This is a genomic window from Salinisphaera orenii subsp. halophila YIM 95161 (genome assembly GCF_003732545.1).
Classification (GTDB): domain Bacteria; phylum Pseudomonadota; class Gammaproteobacteria; order Nevskiales; family Salinisphaeraceae; genus Salinisphaera; species Salinisphaera orenii_A.
This window is the reverse complement of sequence record NZ_AYKF01000107.1, coordinates 1-17653: the sequence shown is the minus strand read 5'-3', so window position 1 is coordinate 17653 and position 17653 is coordinate 1. Positions and strand designations below refer to the sequence as shown.

Below are 17653 nucleotides of genomic sequence, written 5' to 3'. Positions count from 1 at the left end.
CGGCCGAATGTCGCAACCTGCTCGCCCATGCCGGCTATAGATGACTTACCAAATACGCAAAATGCTCTAGCTCGGCGCCTGTCGGGCCCGGCTGCGGCCGGGCCCGGGCGGCACCGGCCGTCAGTCGCGATACCAGAGCACGAGGCACAGGGCACAGACCGCCAGCGCGCCAAGCGAGCCGTACAGCCAGATGGTGAGCATCGGATTGACCCACATGATTCAGCCCTCCCGGGTTTTGAGGTGACCGCGTGTGACGAAGCCGACGGCGAGCATCACGGCGAGACCGACGAGCACACCCACCGAGCCTGCGGCCATGGTGCTCTTGATCGCGTCGGTCAACAGTATGAACAGATAGGCCGCGAGCCCGGCGACCAGCGAGCAGGACGCCGCGGCGCGGGTGGCCAGCGCCGGACAGAACAGGCTGGCCAGCAGCGGGCCGAGCGTGCCGGATGCCACGCCCGAGATCCCGATCCAGATGAACATCCCGATGGACTCCGGCGGGTTGAACACGATCAGCGATGCGATCACGCCGACCGCGATCACCGACCAGCGCGACAGCCAAAGCGCGGTGCGTTCGGCCTCTTCCCGGCTCTTGTCGATGTAGCCGCGCCGGACCAAAAACTTCAGATAGATGTCGTTGGCGACGATGGTCGACATGACGACGAAGATGCCATCGGTGGTCGACATGGCCGCGGCGATGATCACCAGCCCCAGAAACGCCGAGACGATGGGCGGGAACGCGATCGTCACGTACTCCAGCAGACTCTTGTCCAGGTTGTCCACGTCGACCGTGACCGCGGCATAGAGGCCGCCGAAGATGACGAGCAGAAAACACATGGCCGCGCCGATGTAGACCAGGATCATGCGGCGCATATCCTTCGGATTCTTCAACGCCAGCACCTTGTTGAACAGCTGCGGCTGGGCGGCGAAGGCAAACTGGATGATGAAGGCACCGATGATCGCCGGAATCGAGTAGAAAACGATCGAGTCCGGATTGGTCACCGCCACCAGATCCGGATCGCGTGCGGCCAGGGTGTTCGAGATCTCGGTCAGCGACGCGGTGAGCCCGCCGTCGAACATCCAGAACACCGAGACGAACACCAGCAGGCCCATGATCATCATCAAGAGCGCCTGGGCCGCGTCGGTGAAGATGTCCGCATAGGCGCCGCCGCCGAATACATAGGCGACCACGATTACCGCGATCGTCACGACGCCGACGTCGTAGGGCAGACCCAGCAACGTATTGAAGATCCAGGCACCGGCGGCGAACTGGGCCGCGATGTAGAAGATGTTGAACAGGCAGATGAGCGCGGCGCCGACGCGCACGAAATCGCTGTCATAGCGATCGCCCAGCCAGTCCGGCAGCGATAGAGACTTCTGTGAAATATTCATCGCCCGGGCGCGTTTGGCGATGACGATCAGCCCCAGCGGGGAGGCCGCGATCAGGGTCAGGAATATCCACAGCGACGAGAAGCCCCACTCGTAGGCCCAACCGGTGTAGCCCACGAAGGTCGAGGCACTGAAGAACGTCGAGGCGTAGGCGAGCCCCAGAACCCCCGGCCCGAGCGACGCACCGGCGATGGAGAAGTCGCTGATGGTCTCGGTGCGCTTCGAGCCGATGTAGCCCAGCACGGCGATGAGGGCGAGGAAGATGACCAGCCCCACCCACATCATCACTCTTGCGTCAGTCACGTCTGAATCCCCCTGGTTGCACGCCGGCTCTAGAGCCGACGGTCGGTCAGAAATCGGTAGCTGGTGCGGGCCGAGACCAGCGCCTCGCGCGTCAGCTCGGCGCGGATGGTCTCGGCGTCCCGGTCACCGGCAGCGGCCAGCACTTCGCCGGTGGGTGCGACGATGCGGCTCAGGCCGAGGCGCTCCCAGGTGCCGGCCTGTTCGCCCATGTCCAGCGAACCGCAGGCGTTGCAGGCAACCACGAACGCCTGGTTCTGGATCGCGGTGACCATGGGCAGCACACCCCAGTAATCGCGCTTGACGCCCTCCAGGCCAACGCCCCCCTTCGCGCCGCCACGCCAGGTCGACGAACAGAACACGATGATCTCAACGCCCCGGTCCGCCAGCGCGCGGAAGTACTCGGGAAACATGGCGTCGTAGCAGATGGCGATGCCGATGCGCCCGAGCGGGCTATCGATCACGTCGACGTGGTCGACCGGGGTGTAGTAGAGCTTTTCCAGCCCCGGCAGGTGCACCTTGCGGGTCACCCCCACGATGCCCGTGGGCCCGATCAGCGCCGCGCTGTTGTAGACCACGCCGACCTCCGCGCCGCGTTCGGCGAAACCGACCACCGCGTGGGTATCGGCGGCAGCCGCCGCCTCGACGATACGGGCGAGCTCCGGGCCGTCGCGGTCGATCGCGCCGTGCCGCCAATAGTGCTCGAACCCGGCCGGCTGATGCCGGAAGAAGCTGGTGACACCCATTTCCGGAAACACCACGAGGCGGCTGCCCCGCGCGCCCTCTTCAGCCAGGCGGGCGACAATGAAGTCGACGTTGGCCTCGCGCTGATCCATATCGCCCGGGGCGTGCTGGACGATCGAGGCGGCGAAATCGGTCTGCATTCGGCGGCGGATAGGCGGATGAATGAACGGCACGAAACTAGACCGCGCCGTGACGCCACGAAATACAAAAAATTCTTCACCGCATGCAATAATATTTACATATCGAACCGATCGACGGTGCCATGGCCGACGAAGCCCAGCTACTCGCCACCAACTGGAACGATCTCAAGTACTTCCTTGCGGTGGCACGGCAGGGCCGGCTGACACGGGCCGCACGCCTGCTGGAGACATCGCACGTCACCGTCGGCAACCGGCTTCGGGCTCTGGAGGGTGTGGTGGGCGCGCGCCTGTTCGTCCGCGGCGGCCGGGGTTTCGAACTGACCCGTGCCGGCGACCGCCTGTTCCGGCATGCCGAGGGCCTGGAGCGCAACCTGCGGCTGGGGCTGGAGACGCTGGGCCGGCCCGGCGGCGCCCGGCCGCGGGTGCGCATCGGGGTCACCGAGGGCCTGGGCGATCACTATCTCTCGAGTCGGATCGCGGCCTGGGTGCACGCCGGGGAAATCGAGATCGACTTCATCTCCCTGCCCAAGTCGACGACCGTGACCAGCCGCGAGGCCGATATCAGCATCACGCTCGAACAGCCGACCGGCGAATTCCTCATCCGGCGGCTGCTCACCGACTACACCCTCGGCATCTACGCCAGCCCGACCTACCTGGCGCGTCGCGGCCCCATCGTTCACCGCGGCCAGCTCAATGAACATCCCTGGATCGGCTACATCGAGAGCCTGATGTTCACCGACGAGCTCAAGTACCACTACGAGCTCGCGCCGAGCCTCGACTTCGTATTCCAGAGCACGACCATCGGCGCACAGCACGAAGCCGCCGCGGCCGGCGTCGGCCTGTCGATCCTGCCGGATTACATCGCCGCCCGTGATTCAAGGCTGGTGCGTGTCCTGGACGACATCCAGTTCGTGCGCCACTACTGGGTGTCGACCAACCGCGATCTGCATCGCTTCGAGGCCGTCAATCGCACGTGGCACTTCATACTCGACTGCTGCCGCAGAGACAGTGCGCTGCTGCGGCCGACACCGACCTGAAAAAGGCCCGATCGGATCTCATCCGACCGGGCCCGTTCACACACGGCACCGCGCGTTCAGCCGAGCAGTCGCCGGTACTCCTTGAGCATGCAGCGGTCCATGATCACGTCGATGCCGGCGTCGGCGGCCTTCGGGGCGGCCGCCTCGTGGATCACGCCCTCCTGAAGCCAGAGCGCGTGCACGCGACGCTCGATGCAGGCGTCGACGATCTGGGGCACATGTTCGGGCGCGCGGAAGACATCGACCATGTCGAGCATGCCGGTGACGTGGCGCAGGTCCGGAAAGGCGTTCTCGCCCAGGACCTGATCCTCGTTCGGGTTGACCGGCACGATCTGATAGCCCTCGCTCTGCATGGCCTCGGCCACGCTGTGGGAGGGCCGGTCGGCCTTCGACGACAGGCCGACCACGGCGATGCGACGCGCCCGCGCCAGCGTTTCACGAATGGCGGTGTCGGAATCGAGCATCGGCATGGCGTTATGCGCCCGTGCCGGCGTTCATCTGGTCGGGAATCCGCTCGCCGGCGGCCGCCAGCGTCTCGGTGATCGCCTGCCGGAGCGCCTGGTTCGTCCAGGTCATGTCCGACTCGGCCTGCAGATCCGCGTACTGCTGCAGCGTCGCGTCATCCACGTCGCGATAGACATAGAGCAGCATCAGCGGGACGCGTTGCTCGAGCTGGTCGCGAATGCCCTCGCGGGTGTTGCCGACCATCTGCTCCACGCGCGAGTCGCTGGCCTGCTGGGCCGGGTCGACCACGGCGTTGCGGCCGTTGATCATGCCCCGCAGCAGGGTGACGTTGAACTCGGTCTGCAGCGAGATGACCTCCATGTCATCGGCCAGCCCGTCGATGATGCGCAGACGCTGCTTGCGCGCTTCGGTCGCCGGCTGGTCGACGAAGGCGCGAAAGCCCTCGGCGAAGTCGTCGCTGCCGGCCGCGGACTCGAGCTCGATCATGCGCGTGGCCAGCGGCGCGGCCAGCTTGTCCGCGGCCGAAGCCAGCGCCGGTTTGCGATCGGCCTCGGCGGCGCGTTCACGCAGGCGCTCGGCCACGCCGGCCTGGAGCGTCTCGGGGGCATAGACGTCGTAGACCGCGTCGCGCAGGCGCTGGCGCTCGGCCTGGCTCACGCTGTCCGGCACGTTGTTCTCGAGCGACTCCACCACGGCCGGAGCGGCCTGGGCGAGCAGGTCCGGCACGTTGTAGGCCTCGATCACACGGTTGGAGGCCGCGGTCTGGGCCTGTTCACCGGTAGGCCCGGAGGCGCAGCCGGTCACGGTCAGGGCGGCAGCCAGGGCCATCATCAGATAGGATTTTGCAAGCGGTTTCACGTTCCACCTTCGCTTTGAACGACGCCGATACTGTACGCCAAACCGACCCTGTCGTGCCCACCCCGGGCGCCGTGCTCACCGTGGGGGCGCTCGGCCAGGCGTCGCTGCGGGCGCTGCTGGAGCGCCTCGGCATCGAGCTGATGAGCGTCGCCGACGGCGCGGCGATCCCGGGCAGCTTCTGGGGCGACGAGGAGGCGGGCCTGCTGGGCGACCGGCTCTACGTGCGCGCCGACACCCCCGTGCACTCGGCGCTCCACGAGGCGGGCCACTACGTGTGCATGGACGGCGATCGCCGCGCCGGGCTCGACACCAACGCCGGCGGCGACTACGACGAGGAGAATGCGGTCTGCTACTGGCAGATCCTGGCGGCCGACGCGCTGGCCGGCATGGACCGCCAGCGCATGTGCGCCGACATGGACGCCTGGGGCTACACCTTTCGCCTGGGCAGCGCCGCGGCGTGGTTCGCCGAGGACGCCGAAGACGCCCGCCTGTGGCTCATCGATGCCGGCGTGCTGGCGCCGGATGGCCGGACCCTCCGCTACACGCTGCGCAGCTAGAAGCCGAGGTCCGAGCGCGTGGGCGCGGCCGGAGCAACGCGCCTGAACCACCGGCCCCCAGCCTCGGTCTGCAGCCTCGCGCGTGCGGGCCGCTCGGCGGTCGACCGCGCCGCCAGCAAACTTGGATTGTCCGCGCGCCGCGCTACCGGTCGCTACTTGGCGCGGGCCTGGTCGGCCACCGCCTGTGCGGCCTGCTCGGCGGCCGCCGCATCGCCGAGATAGCCCGATTCAACCACATTGAGGTTGCCGTCGAGCCGATACCGCAGCGGGATGCCGGTGGGGATGTTGACCCCGGTGATCACATCGTCGGCGACGCCGTCGAGATATTTCACCAGCGCACGCAGACTGTTGCCGTGTGCGGTGACCAGCACCGTCTCACCGGCCTTGAGCCGCGGCGCGATCGCGTCGTGCCAGTAGGGCAGCACCCGATCCAGGGTCAGCGCCAGCGACTCGGTGCCGGGCAGTACGCGCGCATCCAGATGCGCATAGCGCGGATCGAAATGCGGATGGCCCGGATCATCGGCGGCCATCTCCGGCGGCGGCACGTCATAGCTGCGGCGCCAGACATGCACCTGCTCGTCGCCGTGGCGAGCGGCGGTCTCGGCCTTGTCCAGCCCCTGGAGCCCGCCGTAGTGGCGTTCGTTGAGGCGCCAGTGGCGCACGACGTCCACCCAGGGCTGCTCCATTTCCTCGAGTGCCAGCCAGAGCGTCTTGATCGCGCGCTGGAGCACCGACGTGAAGGCGATGTCGAAGCGCAGCCCTTCCGCGGCCAGCATCCGCCCGGCCGCACGGGCCTCGGCGCGACCGGTGTCGGTCAGATCCACGTCCACCCAGCCGGTGAAGCGGTTCTCGAGATTCCACTTGCTCTGGCCGTGGCGTAGCAGTACGAGCTGCCCGGACATCGTCTCTCCTTGTCCTGTGAATTGTGCCGCCGGCGCGGCCGGCCTCAGCTGTCGTTCGGCTCGGCCCAGCTGATCTGGATGTCCTTCTGGACACCCCACTCGCGGGCGGCCTGAACGTCCTTGCCCATGTAGATGTCGATCTTGTTGTTCCAGCGACTGGCCATCTTGTCACGCACGACATAGACCCCCGGCAGGCCTTCGATCTTGACCCGGGCGCCGTGGGTCAGCCCCTGATCGACGAGATCCCGCGAGACCGCGATGGCCCGCATGCCGGGCCGGAGCTCGTCGCCCCAAGCGGCCACCGCCGGCTTGTCTGCGGTCGTCTGCCAGGACACGGAATTGTACGCCGAAGCCGAGACGCTGAGTTCCTTCCATTCGACCGACTCCGCCTGGGCGGGCAGGGTGGCCGCGCACAACAGTGCGAGCACGCTGATCGTCACTGACTTGAAACGACGCATGATCGGTTTACCGCTCAAATAGGACTATAACCCTACACGACGAAGCTTAACGGCTCCTGTCCGAGACCACTTTCGTGACGAAATCCGCAATGTCGTCGAGCTGGTCTCCGGCAAGACGCAGCGGCGCCGCAAGGGGTGCGATCAGCCCCACATGGGTGGTTTCGGGGTAGATTTTCAATCGGGCCTCGCCGCCCCGATCATTGACCCGGGACGCCATGTTTCGGCTGTTTTCCGGCGCCACGGTTCGGTCGGCGCCGCCGTGCATGAGCAGCATCGGCGGCGCCTCGCCGGTGACGAAATGGATCGGCTGGGTGCGGGCCCAGGCGGCCCGGGGCGCGAAGATCGCCTGCAGCACCGGATCTTCGATCGGCAGGAAATCGTAGGGTCCGGCCATGCCGACCAGCCCGGCCAGATCGTCCGCCGACGCGCCGGCAGCCGCGAGATAGCGTCGGTCCGCGGCCAGCATCGCGGCGATGTGGGCGCCGGCGGAATGTCCGGCCACGAACAGATGATCCGGATCGCCGCCATAGTCGGCGGCGTGGTCGCGGGCCCAGGCCACGGCTCGGGCGCCGTCCTCGACGAAGGCGGGGAAGCGGGCCGGCGGGTAGAGCCGATAATCCGGCAGCACGGCGATGAACCCGCGCGAGGCCAGCGCCTGGCCGACGAAGCGATAGCCGTCCTTGTCGCCGCTCTGCCAGCTGCCGCCGTAGAAGAACACCACCACGGGTGCGCCGGTCGCCCGCGTGTCGGGCACATAGACATCCAGACGCTGGCGCGTGCCGTCGGCGTAGCCGATGTCGGCGTGGCGGTCGTAGCCCCAGCGTGGGGTGAGTGCGTTGGCCCAGAACTGGCCGGAACAGGCCGCCAGCAGGCCCGAGACGAGACTCACGATGAAGGCGCGGGCCATGGCCACACTAGGCGTGCCTGGCGCATGTCCGGCCGCGCGGGATGCGGGCGGCACACGCCGACGCCGCCCACTGCCGGCGGCCGCGTCCCGCCGGCCAGCGCGCCGGGCGGACCGCCGCCGGGTGACGCGATTCGTCGCCAGTCGCCACCGTCGCCGGCGCGTTCAGGTCATGGTGACGAACTCTTCCGCACTCGTCGGATGGATCGCCACGGTGTTGTCGAAATCAGCCTTGGTCGCGCCCATCTTCACGGCCACGGCGAAGCCCTGGAGCATCTCGTCGGCGCCGTCGCCGATGACGTGGGCGCCCACGACGCGCTCATCGCCACCCACGCAGACGAGCTTCATGTCACTGGGCACCTTGTGCTCGAGCACGCCGTGATAGAGCGCGACGTAGTGGCTGGTGTAGACCGTGACCGCCGCGTCGGCGTGCTCGGCGCGCGCCTCGGCCTCGGACAGGCCGACGCTGCCGATCGGCGGATGCGTGAACACCACCGTGGGGATGTTGTGATAATCCAGCCGCGAATCCGGCTTGCCGCCGAACAGCCGGTCGGCCAGGCGGCGGCCGGCCGCGATCGCCACCGGCGTGAGCTCGATCGCGCCGGTGACGTCGCCGAGCGCGTGCACGCCCGGCACGACGGTATCCTGCCAGGCATCGACCGGAACGGTGCCGTCGGCGTTGACCTCCAGGCCGATCCGCTCGAGGCCGATGGCATCGCTGTTGGCGCGCCGGCCGATCGCCCAGATCAGGCGATCGAAGGGCGCCGAGGTGTCGCCGTCCTCGAAGCGCACCGCCACGCCCTCACCGGCCTCGACGAGTTCGGCCGCCGAACGGTTCATCTGGACGTCGATCCCGGCCTCGCGCATCCGCTCGATGAGCGTCTCGCCGAGCAGCGCATCGAACTCCTTGAGCACGTGCTCGCGGCGCAGCAGCAGCGTCACCTCGCTGCCCAGACCGTTGAGTACCCCGGCGAGTTCGCAGGCGATATAGCCGCTGCCGACGATCGCCACCCGCCGGGGCCGTTCGGTCCAGCTGAAGAAACCGTCGGAATCCGTGCCGAGGGCAGCGCCCGGGATCTCGGGCCACTGCGGCTTGCCGCCCGTGGCGATGAGTACATGGTCTGCGCTCAACTCGCGTTCGCCGACGGCGATGCGGCGCTCGTCGACGAAGCGGGCCTCGCCTTCCACCACGGTCACGCCGGCCTTGTCGAGGTTGCCGCCATAGATGCGATTCAGCCGGCGGATGTAGGTCTCGCGGTTGGCGACCAGCCGCGCCCAGTCGTGCGTCGGCGGGGCGCCGGAGAAGCCGTAGTCGGCGGCGTGCGCAGCGCGTTCGGCAAAATCCGCGGCATGCCACATGACCTTCTTCGGCACGCAGCCGATGTTCACGCAGGTGCCGCCGAGCCGGCCGCGCTCGACGAGGGCGACGCGCCGGCCGTGGGCCGCGGCCCGGCGCGCGGTCGCCACGCCGCCGGAGCCGCCGCCGAGGACGACGAGATCGTAGTGTTCGCTCATGGCGTGTCCACAGAATATCGGTACCGGCATTGTAGAAGGCCCGGACGGGCGTGTCAGGGTCGGCAGCGCCGACCGCGCCGCCTCTTGGATTGGGCCCCGGCGGCCCGCATGATCGGGGCTATCGTGCGGCGCGCACGCCCATTTGCCAGGACACCGACCCCATGACCGACACCCGCGACAATCCCCTGCTGCGTCTGGTCGAGACCGACCAGCTGCCGGAATTCGACGCCATCGCCCCCGCGCACGCCGAGCCGGCCGTGGACGCGCTGATCGACGAGGCCCGCGCCGCGGTCGACCAGGCGATCGCGAAAGCGGCCGACGCCGCACCGACCTGGGCGAACCTGATCGCCCCGGTCGATGCCGCCCAGGACCGGCTGGGGCGGGCATTCTCGCCGGTGTCGCATCTGCACTCGGTCATTGATTCGCCGGCATGGCGCGAGGCCTACCAGGCCTGCCTGCCGAAACTGACCGCCTTCTCCTCCGAGATCGGCCAGAACGGCGACCTGTTCGAGGCCGTGCAGCGCCTGCGCGACTCGGCCGAGTACGCGCGCCTCGACGCGGCGCAGCAGCGCGTGATCGACGACATGCTGCGCGATTTCCGCCTGGCCGGCGTGGCCCTGGACGACGAGGCCAAGGCCCGCTATCGCGAGATCGCCCAACGCCGCAGCGAGCTGGCGACCACGTATCAGCAGCACCTGCTGGATGCGACCCAGGCCTGGCGTCGGCACATCACCGACGAAGCCGAACTGGCCGGCCTGCCCGACTCCGCCCGCGCCCTGCTCGCACAGAACGCCGCGGGCAAGGATCTCGACGGCTGGCTGGTGACGCTGGATGCACCGAGCTTCATCGCCGTGCTCTCGCACGCCGCCGATCGTGGACTGCGCGCCGAGGTCTACGAGGCCTTCTCGACCCGCGCCTCGGACGTGGGCCCGAACGGCGGCGAGTACGACAACAGCGCGCTGATGGACGAGATCCTGGCGCTGCGCCACGAGGCCGCGGGCCTGCTGGGCTTTGCCAACTACGCCGAACAGTCGCTGGCCACCAAGATGGCCGACAGCCCCGACCAGATCGAGCGCTTCCTGCTGGATCTCGCCGAGCGCACCCGCGACACCGCTCGCAGCGAGCTCGACGCCCTGCGCACGCTGGCCCGCGCCGACGGCATCGACACGCTTGAGGCCTGGGACGTGCCCTATTACGCCGAGCGTCTCAAGGAGCAGCGCTACGATTTCTCCGACGAGGATCTGCGCCCCTATTTCCCCGCGCCGGCGGTCGTCGACGGCCTGTTTCGGGTGGTCGAGCGGCTCTACGACGTGCGCATCCGTCCACGTCACGATGTGCGCACCTGGCACGACGACGTCACCGTCTACGAGATCCGTGACGCCGACGGCGCGCCGCGGGGCGTGTTCTATCTCGACCCCTACGCCCGCGAGGGCAAGCGCGGCGGGGCCTGGATGGACGGCTTCCAGAACCGGCGCGTGCACGCCGACGGCATCCAGCTGCCGGTGGCGTTTCTCACCTGCAACTTCTCGCCGCCGATCGGTGACGCCCCGGCGCTGCTCACCCACGACGAGGTCACCACGCTGTTCCACGAGTTCGGCCACGGCCTGCACCACATGCTCACGCGGGTGGACTACGCCCCCGTCGCCGGCATCGCCGGGGTGGAATGGGACGCGGTGGAACTGCCCAGCCAGTTCATGGAGAACTGGTGCTGGGCGCGCGAGTCGCTGGACCTGTTCGCGGCCCACCACGAGACCGGCGCGCCGCTGCCGGCGGAGCTGTTCGACAAGCTCGCCGCCTCGCGCACCCACATGGCCGGCTGGCAGATGCTGCGCCAGGTCGAGTTCTCGCTGTTCGACCTGCGCCTGCATCGCGACTACGACCCGGCCCGTGGCGCGCGGGTGCTGGAGACGCTCGACGCGGTGCGCGCCGAGGTCGCGGTGATGACGCCGCCGTCGTTCAACCGCTTCCCGCACAGCTTCATGCACATCTTCGCGGGCGGCTACGCCGCCGGCTACTACAGCTACAAATGGGCCGAAGTCCTCTCGGCCGACGCCTTCTCGGCGTTCGAGGAGACCACGCTGTTCGACACCACCACCGGGCGGCGTTTTCTCACCGAAGTGCTGGAGCGGGGCGCCACCCGGGACGCGATCGACAACTTCATCGCCTTCCGCGGCCGCGAGCCGTCGATCGACGCGCTGCTGCGCCACAGCGGCCTGGACGAACCGCGCGCCGCCTAGGTGTCCAGCGCTCCGGTATCGGACCCCTTGCCGAATGAATCGGCATCAGAGCCGGGCGCCGGTGCGCCCGGCTGCAGCGCATCCAGCAGGGGCAGCGGGCGGGCGTAGTGAAAGCCCTGGGCGTAGTCGATCTTCAGGGCGCGCACGACGTCCATGATGGCCGCGCTCTCCACACACTCGGCGATCGTCTGCTTGCCCATCAGATGGGCGATGCCGTTGATCGCCTCGACCATGGCCCGTACGGAGCGATCATCGCGCATGTCGCGTATGAAGCTGCCGTCGATCTTGATGTAGTCGACCGGCAGCACGCGCAGATAATGGAACGACGAGAGACCGACGCCGAAATCGTCGAGTGCGAAGCTGCACCCGAAACCGTGCAGTGCATCGATGAAGTGCTGAGCCTGGCTCAGATTCGAGATCACCGACGTTTCGGTGATCTCGAAGCACAGTTTCGTCGGATCGACGCCGGAGGCGCGAATCGACTCGATGGTGGTCTCTGCGCAGCCCGGATGGGCGAGTGAGGTGCCGGAGAGATTGATCGACACCCACGCGACGCCGTCCAGTAACGCGACGTTCGCCGCCAGGCACTCCAGCGTCTTGCGCAGCACGGCCAGGTCGAGCTCCCGGATCAACCCATAGCGCAGGGCCGCCTGCATGAAACGGTCCGGCTCGATCAGCTCGTCCTCCGCGCCACGCATGCGCACGAGCGTTTCGTAGCCACGCACGCTGTCATCGGCCACCGCGCAGATCGGCTGGGCGTACATCTCGATGCGGTCGTCCCTGAGCGCGCTGCGCAGACGGTTGGCCCAGTTCATGTCGATCCGCCGACGCCTGACCACGGCGTCATCCTCGGCATAGCGCTGCAGCGTGCCCGGGCCCACATCCTTGGCCGCGAAACACGCCGCGTCGGCCGACTGCAGCACGCTCGCCGTCTGACCGGTGGTCGCGTCGATCGCCACCGCGCCGATACAGGCCCCGACACGCAGACGATAGCCGTGCCACAGGAACTCCTGAGCATCGATCGCTTCAATCAGGCCGTTGGCAATTCGCTCGGCATCCTCGATCGAGCAGTGGTCGAGTAGCAGAGCGAACTCATCGCCGCCGAGCCGGCCGAGCAGGTCCTGCTGGCGGATCGTCTCCAGCATGCGGGACGTCAGCTGGCGCAGCAGTTCGTCGCCGGCGTGGTGGCCGTAGGTGTCGTTGACCACCTTGAAGTTGTCCAGATCGATATAGCACAGGGCATGCACTTCGCCGCGTTCGCGCGCATTGTCGACCGCGCGCCCGAGTAGACGTTCGAATTCGCGCCGATTGATCAGACCGGTCAGCGCATCGTGCGTGGCGTGGTAATAGACCTCCTCGCTGAGCCGCTTCTGCTCGGATATATCCTCGCAGGCGATGACAATGATCGGATTGTCATCGGCGTCCCGGGCCTGCCGGGCGTTGGCCCGGACCCACAGCATGCTGCCATCGGCGCACTCGAGCCGCGTCTCCCAGCGCTGGGGCTCGCCGGCATTGTCGCGACAGCGCTGCAGCTCGCTAGCGAGGGCGCGTGTATCCGTGTGCAGATCGGCAAATGGCCGCCCCACGACCGCCTCGTCGCCATAGCCCAACTGCCGAGCGCCGAAGCGATTGATCGAGATGATCCGATCGTGCCGGTCCAGGCTCAGATACATCAACGGATTGTCGTCGTAGAGTCCACGAAAGCGCGCCTCGGTGGCCCGCAGCGCCTGTTCCGTGGCCTTGATCGCGGTGATTTCCGACAGCGTAAGCACGACCCCATCGATACGATCGTCCACCGTGCGATACGGCAGCATCCGCCGGATGAACCAGCGGCCTTCGCCGGTCTGTTCCTCGCTCTCGACGGTCGTCAGCGTGTCCAGCACCCGGCGCACGTCCGCCGCCAGGTCCAACGGCGCACTGAGACGGTTCGAGATATCGTCCACCGGGCGTCCGATGTCGTTGTCGATCAGGTTGAAGAGCGCGGTCGCTGCCGGAGTGAAGCGTTTGATCCGGCCCTGCTTGTCCAGAAAGATCGTTGCGATATCGGTACTGCTCAGCAGATTGACGAGGTCGTTGTTGGCCAGCTCGACCTCTTCGACCTTCTGCTGCAACTCGGCATTGACCGTATTGAGCTCCTCGTTGAGCGACTGCAACTCCTCCTTCGAGGATTCCAGTTCCTCATTCGCGGACTGGAGCTCCTCGTTCATCGACAACGATTCTTCGTTGGCGGCCTTGAGCTCCTCGTTGGCCCCTTCCATCTCCTCCGTCGAGGCCTGCAATTCCTCCTGCGTCGAACGCAGTTCATGCTCCAGCTGTGCGACCAGCTCGGCATCGCCGCCGTCGTTCGAGACCCTGTCCGGCGCCTCCGTCGAAGGGGCCTTGTCCGCATCGCACATACTGATCAGCACATAGGGCTCGTCGAGGCCCGCCGGCGTGAACCGGCGCGCGACGATCCTGACCTCCCGGTATTGCTGATCGCGCAACATGCGCGCCTGATCCTCGACCCGCGCGGGCCCACCATCCAATACCGTCTTCACGGCAGCACGCAGCTTGTTGCGCAGTCCGCGCCGCGCCAGCGTCAGCAGGTGGGTGGTCGGCTCGCCCATGGGAAAATCGAGGAACTCGCCCACCGAGCCGTGCATGTATAGCGTTTCGAACCGGGCCGTGACCACAACACTGGCCGGTGCATAGTCGCTGAGCAGCAAGCGCTGTGTGGCCTCGACGATCCGCCGCTGCGGCCTCGTTTCCGGCTGTGCGGGCGCGTGGACCACGGGCGCACTACGCTCGGCGGGCGCCGGCGTGGTCAGATCGAACCCGCCCAGACCGCGGGTATCGCCCTCCATGCGTCGATAGAGCCGCCACTTGCGCGATATGACCGAGAAGAGATCGTAGTGCTTGCCGATGTATTCGGAATTGCCTAGGAAAAGCGCTCCCTGCGGCCGCAGGGCGTAATGAAACAGGCGAATGACGCGCTTCTGAATCTCCTGATCCAAATAGATCAGCAGGTTGCGACAGCAGATCAGGTCGATGCGCGAGAACGGCGGATCCGAAATCAGGTTCTGGACCGCAAAGACCGTGACCTCGCGAATGCTCTTGTCAATCCTGAAACCGTGGTCGATACGCGTGAACCATCGTTCCAGCCGCTCGGGTGACACGTCCTCCGCGATCGTTTCGGGAAAGACGCCGCTGCGGGCCTGTTCGAGTGCGCGGGCGTCGATATCGGTCGCGAACAGCTGCAGACGCTGCCGGCTGCCGGCCGCCTCGATCGCCTCGTACAGCACAATGGCTATCGAGTAGGCTTCTTCGCCCGTGGCGCAACCCGGCACCCACACCCGGATCGGATCAGGGCTATCCCGCTGACCCACCAGTGCGGGCAGCACCTGCGCTTCGAGCGCCTCGAAACCCGCCGGGTCGCGAAAGAAGCCGGTGACCCCGATCAGCAGGTCGGCGAACAGGCGATCCAGTTCCTGCGGATCCTCCGACAGCATCTTCAGATAGGCGTCCGATGTCGATACCTGGCACACGCCCATGCGCCGCTCGACCCGCCGCGAGAGCGTGCCGGCCTTGTAGTGACGGAAATCGTGGCCGTGGCGACGTCGCACCGTATCGAGAATCGCGTCCAGCGTTTCCGAGGGCGCATCCGCCACGTCGGAATCCGCCGACAGCGGCCCGCCGCCATCGATGTAGGCATGACGAACATAACGCCGCAACTCGGTCGGCATCTGCTCGACGGGCAATACATGGTCGGCCATGCCGGTATCGATCGCGCTGCGCGGCATGCTGTCGAACCGAGCCGTCTCCGGCGACTGCACGATGGTCAGTCCGCCATGGGCCTTGATCGCACGGATGCCTTCGCTGCCATCACTACCGCTGCCGGAAAGCACGATACCCACGGCTTTCGGCCCCTGATCGGCAGCCAGGGCGCGGAAGAAGCGATAGATGGTGGTCGGAATGCCGTGGCGTGCCGCCATGGGCATCGGTTGCAACCTGCCATCATGAATATCCAGATGCCGGTTCGGCGCGATGACGTAGACATGACCGGCCTGCACGGCAACCGGCGCGTCCACGACGCGCACCGGCATTAGGGTGACCTTGGCGAGCAGCTCCGACAACTGGCTGTGGTGATCCGGCGCCAGATGCGACACGACCACGAAGGCCATGCCGCTGTCTTCCCCCATCGCGGTGAAGAACGCCTGGAAGGCCTCTAGTCCGCCTGCGCTTCCTCCAAGGCCGACGATGGCCGCAGGCGGGGCGCGCTCGCGCTCATGCGTTCAGCGCTCGTCACCACCCTTCTCGGGCTCGGGATTGCTGTTCATCTTCGCCTCAATCCCCGCGACATGTACCGCCGCGCGTTCGCACTACCCCGGGATAACGCATCTGCAGCGCGGCCGCCGCGGATTACGCCCCCCCCCCTTTTTTTGAGCATTCGAGCCGCTCGGCCCAATCCCGCCGAATGTGCGCACGTATTGCCCTCGACGCGCCGGCGCGTGCCGCCGCCATCGTGGTAGTTGACACATGAGCACGATATTGCATCGATCATCGGCTTTTCAGGCTGGACTATGCAAGTAATGACGTCCAACCCCACGACGACACCGAACGGCCGGCCGCAATCCGTGTCGTTCTTGCCGACCGTGCCGGGGCCCGGACGCCTTGATACCGCAGTACGATCGGCACCGCCCACTGTCCAACCCGTCTGGCCGCGGCAGGCAAGACGTTTGGGTGGCGGATCGTCGCGGCCGAGCGTCACGGCGGCGATTACAATGGTGCCGGCAACCGGCTCGAACAGAACCCGATACATCGCGTGCGCCCGCGAGGAGGCACGGTCTCGAACCGCACTCCGCCCTGCCGCCCCCCGCACGGATCACGCACTGTCGTACGCAAGGAATCCCCGATGCAGATCGCGACCTGGAACGTCAATTCGCTCAACGTCCGCCAGGAGCACGTCCTCGCCTGGCTGGAGAACAATCCGGTCGACGTGCTCGCACTCCAGGAAACCAAGCTCACCGACGATCGGTTTCCGAGCGCGGCCTTCGCCGAGGCCGGCTATTACAGCGTGTTCACCGGCCAGAAGACCTACAACGGCGTGGCCCTGCTCTCGCGAGACGCACCTACGGATGTCGAATTCGCCCTGCCGGGGCTGGTCGACGAACACAAGCGCGTGATCGCGGCCACCGTCGCGGGCGTACGCGTGATCGGCGTCTACTGCCCCAACGGCGCGGCGCTGGATTCACCCAAGTTCGACTACAAGCTCGACTGGTTCGCTGCCCTGGCCGAATGGGTGGCGGCCGAAGCCGCGGTCCACGACCGGCTGGTGCTCACCGGCGATTTCAACGTCGCCCCGCGCCCCGAGGACACCCACGACCCCGACAAATGGGAAGGCCGCATCCTCTGCTCGCCGCCTGAGCGCGCGGCCCTGGAGAAACTGCTCGACACCGGTCTGACCGACTGCTGGCGCCTGTTCGAAGAGCGTGAGGGCCGGCACCGCTTCACCTGGTGGGATTACCGCAACGGCGGCTGGGCCCGCAACGCCGGCCTGCGCATCGACCACGTGCTGGCCTCGCCGGCACTGGCCTCGGCCTGTCGCGACTGTCGGGCGCATGTGGGCGAGCGCGGGCGCAAGCGTCCCTCCGACCATGTCCCCGTGGTCGCCGAATTCGAACTCTAGGCGCGCTCGAGGGCCGTCGCTCATCCGGCAAATGCTGCTCGCACGGACTGTCCCCGCTCCTGTCGGCCGCGGGCACTGCAGGCGCCGGGCGCCCCGGCGTGCCGCCGGAGCGCCGTCCAAGACGCAAAAGCTCATCGGAAGGGGATACGCACCGTCGGGACGACAGCAGGCGTGCGGGCCGCGCGCATCCGCAGGCGCGGCCGGCATGTAGACTGCGACGCCGCGGGCACCGGCGGCCACCGCATCACCGGGCGTCGGCACCACGAAGACCACACCGCCTGAGCGCCGCCGCGCGGTATCCGGGCTAAAGTTACACCGCTACAACCGCTGCCGGTCAGCGTTCCGCCCACCGGCTGAAGTCCGCATTTCGTTCTGGAGACCGAATGAAGTTCTCGGCCATTGCACTGGTCATGTTCGCCGCCTTTCAGTGGGGGCTCGCCGGCGGCCTCGGCAGCCTGCTCATCGACCGGGACTGGGACCCG

At 67.3% G+C, this 17653-nt stretch carries 13 protein-coding genes; 4 read left to right on the top strand and 9 right to left on the bottom strand.

The genetic code is table 11. The features are described from left to right. Positions 1-219: 219 nt before the first annotated feature. Complete coding sequence (locus SAHL_RS13445) at positions 220-1692, bottom strand: sodium:solute symporter family protein (RefSeq protein WP_221177963.1); 1473 nt, start codon at positions 1690-1692, stop codon at positions 220-222. Positions 1693-1721: 29 nt separating this feature from the next. Next, positions 1722-2573: a carbon-nitrogen hydrolase family protein gene (locus SAHL_RS13440; RefSeq protein WP_123591926.1), complete on the bottom strand. Its 852-nt coding sequence runs from the start codon at positions 2571-2573 to the stop codon at positions 1722-1724. A 122-nt stretch (positions 2574-2695) separates the two neighbouring features. On the opposite strand from SAHL_RS13440, the gene SAHL_RS13435 reads away from it, so the two are divergent. Next, the gene (locus SAHL_RS13435) at positions 2696-3610 is read left to right on the top strand and encodes a LysR family transcriptional regulator (RefSeq protein ID WP_123591925.1); all 915 of its coding nucleotides are present in this window, start codon (positions 2696-2698) and stop codon (positions 3608-3610) included. Between the two features lie 56 nt (positions 3611-3666). Here SAHL_RS13435 and SAHL_RS13430 read toward each other — a convergent pair whose 3' ends face one another. Together SAHL_RS13430 and SAHL_RS13425 are read right to left on the bottom strand one after the other, a co-directional pair. Continuing rightward, positions 3667-4074 carry a CoA-binding protein gene (locus SAHL_RS13430; protein ID WP_245968535.1) on the bottom strand — a complete coding sequence of 136 codons (408 nt, stop codon included), beginning with the start codon at positions 4072-4074 and terminating at the stop codon, positions 3667-3669. A gap of 10 nt (positions 4075-4084) precedes the next feature. After that, on the bottom strand, positions 4085-4933 hold the full coding sequence (locus SAHL_RS13425) for a methionine synthase family protein (protein ID WP_123591924.1): 849 nt from the start codon (positions 4931-4933) through the stop codon (positions 4085-4087). Positions 4934-4986: 53 nt separating this feature from the next. Between SAHL_RS13425 and SAHL_RS13420 the strand changes: the two genes are divergently transcribed. Further along, positions 4987-5490 (top strand): hypothetical protein, encoded by a 504-nt coding sequence (locus tag SAHL_RS13420; RefSeq protein ID WP_123591923.1) that lies wholly within the window; start codon positions 4987-4989, stop codon positions 5488-5490. A gap of 152 nt (positions 5491-5642) precedes the next feature. Here the strand turns inward: SAHL_RS13420 and gpmA are convergent, their stop codons facing one another. From gpmA to gorA, 4 genes are all read right to left on the bottom strand, one after another. Beyond that, positions 5643-6392, bottom strand: coding sequence for a 2,3-diphosphoglycerate-dependent phosphoglycerate mutase (gpmA, locus tag SAHL_RS13415; RefSeq protein WP_123591922.1), 750 nt, complete (start codon positions 6390-6392; stop codon positions 5643-5645). Between the two features lie 44 nt (positions 6393-6436). Further along, a complete protein-coding gene (locus SAHL_RS13410) occupies positions 6437-6850 on the bottom strand; it encodes a 3D domain-containing protein (protein WP_245968533.1) in 414 nt (137 codons plus the stop codon). A 46-nt stretch (positions 6851-6896) separates the two neighbouring features. Further along, positions 6897-7757: an alpha/beta hydrolase gene (locus SAHL_RS13405; RefSeq protein WP_123591921.1), complete on the bottom strand. Its 861-nt coding sequence runs from the start codon at positions 7755-7757 to the stop codon at positions 6897-6899. Positions 7758-7919: 162 nt separating this feature from the next. After that, positions 7920-9269, bottom strand: a complete 1350-nt coding sequence (gene gorA, locus SAHL_RS13400; protein ID WP_123591920.1) for a glutathione-disulfide reductase — start codon at positions 9267-9269, stop codon at positions 7920-7922. Between the two features lie 161 nt (positions 9270-9430). Here gorA and SAHL_RS13395 point away from each other — a divergent pair, with 161 nt between their 5' ends. Then, positions 9431-11506, top strand: coding sequence for a M3 family metallopeptidase (locus SAHL_RS13395; RefSeq protein WP_123591919.1), 2076 nt, complete (start codon positions 9431-9433; stop codon positions 11504-11506). Here the strand turns inward: SAHL_RS13395 and SAHL_RS13390 are convergent. Continuing rightward, the gene (locus SAHL_RS13390; RefSeq protein WP_281273025.1) at positions 11503-15744 is read right to left on the bottom strand and encodes an EAL domain-containing protein; all 4242 of its coding nucleotides are present in this window, start codon (positions 15742-15744) and stop codon (positions 11503-11505) included. The genes SAHL_RS13395 and SAHL_RS13390 overlap by 4 nt on opposite strands. Positions 15745-16397: 653 nt before the next feature. Between SAHL_RS13390 and xth the strand changes: the two genes are divergently transcribed. Then, positions 16398-17171, top strand: coding sequence for an exodeoxyribonuclease III (xth, locus tag SAHL_RS13385; RefSeq protein ID WP_123591917.1), 774 nt, complete (start codon positions 16398-16400; stop codon positions 17169-17171). The last annotated feature ends 482 nt before the right edge of the window (positions 17172-17653 follow it).

Bases quoted from the DNA above. Each gene is read 5' to 3' on its own strand.
- gpmA (WP_123591922.1), bottom strand. From the start codon at position 6,392: ATGTCCGGGCAGCTCGTACTGCTACGCCACGGCCAGAGCAAGTGGAAT.
- gorA (WP_123591920.1), bottom strand. From the start codon at position 9,269: ATGAGCGAACACTACGATCTCGTCGTCCTCGGCGGCGGCTCCGGCGGC.
- SAHL_RS13435 (WP_123591925.1), top strand. From the start codon at position 2,696: ATGGCCGACGAAGCCCAGCTACTCGCCACCAACTGGAACGATCTCAAG.
- SAHL_RS13405 (WP_123591921.1), bottom strand. From the start codon at position 7,757: ATGGCCCGCGCCTTCATCGTGAGTCTCGTCTCGGGCCTGCTGGCGGCC.
- SAHL_RS13440 (WP_123591926.1), bottom strand. From the start codon at position 2,573: ATGCAGACCGATTTCGCCGCCTCGATCGTCCAGCACGCCCCGGGCGAT.
- SAHL_RS13410 (WP_245968533.1), bottom strand. From the start codon at position 6,850: ATGCGTCGTTTCAAGTCAGTGACGATCAGCGTGCTCGCACTGTTGTGC.
- SAHL_RS13395 (WP_123591919.1), top strand. From the start codon at position 9,431: ATGACCGACACCCGCGACAATCCCCTGCTGCGTCTGGTCGAGACCGAC.
- SAHL_RS13430 (WP_245968535.1), bottom strand. From the start codon at position 4,074: ATGCTCGATTCCGACACCGCCATTCGTGAAACGCTGGCGCGGGCGCGT.
- xth (WP_123591917.1), top strand. From the start codon at position 16,398: ATGCAGATCGCGACCTGGAACGTCAATTCGCTCAACGTCCGCCAGGAG.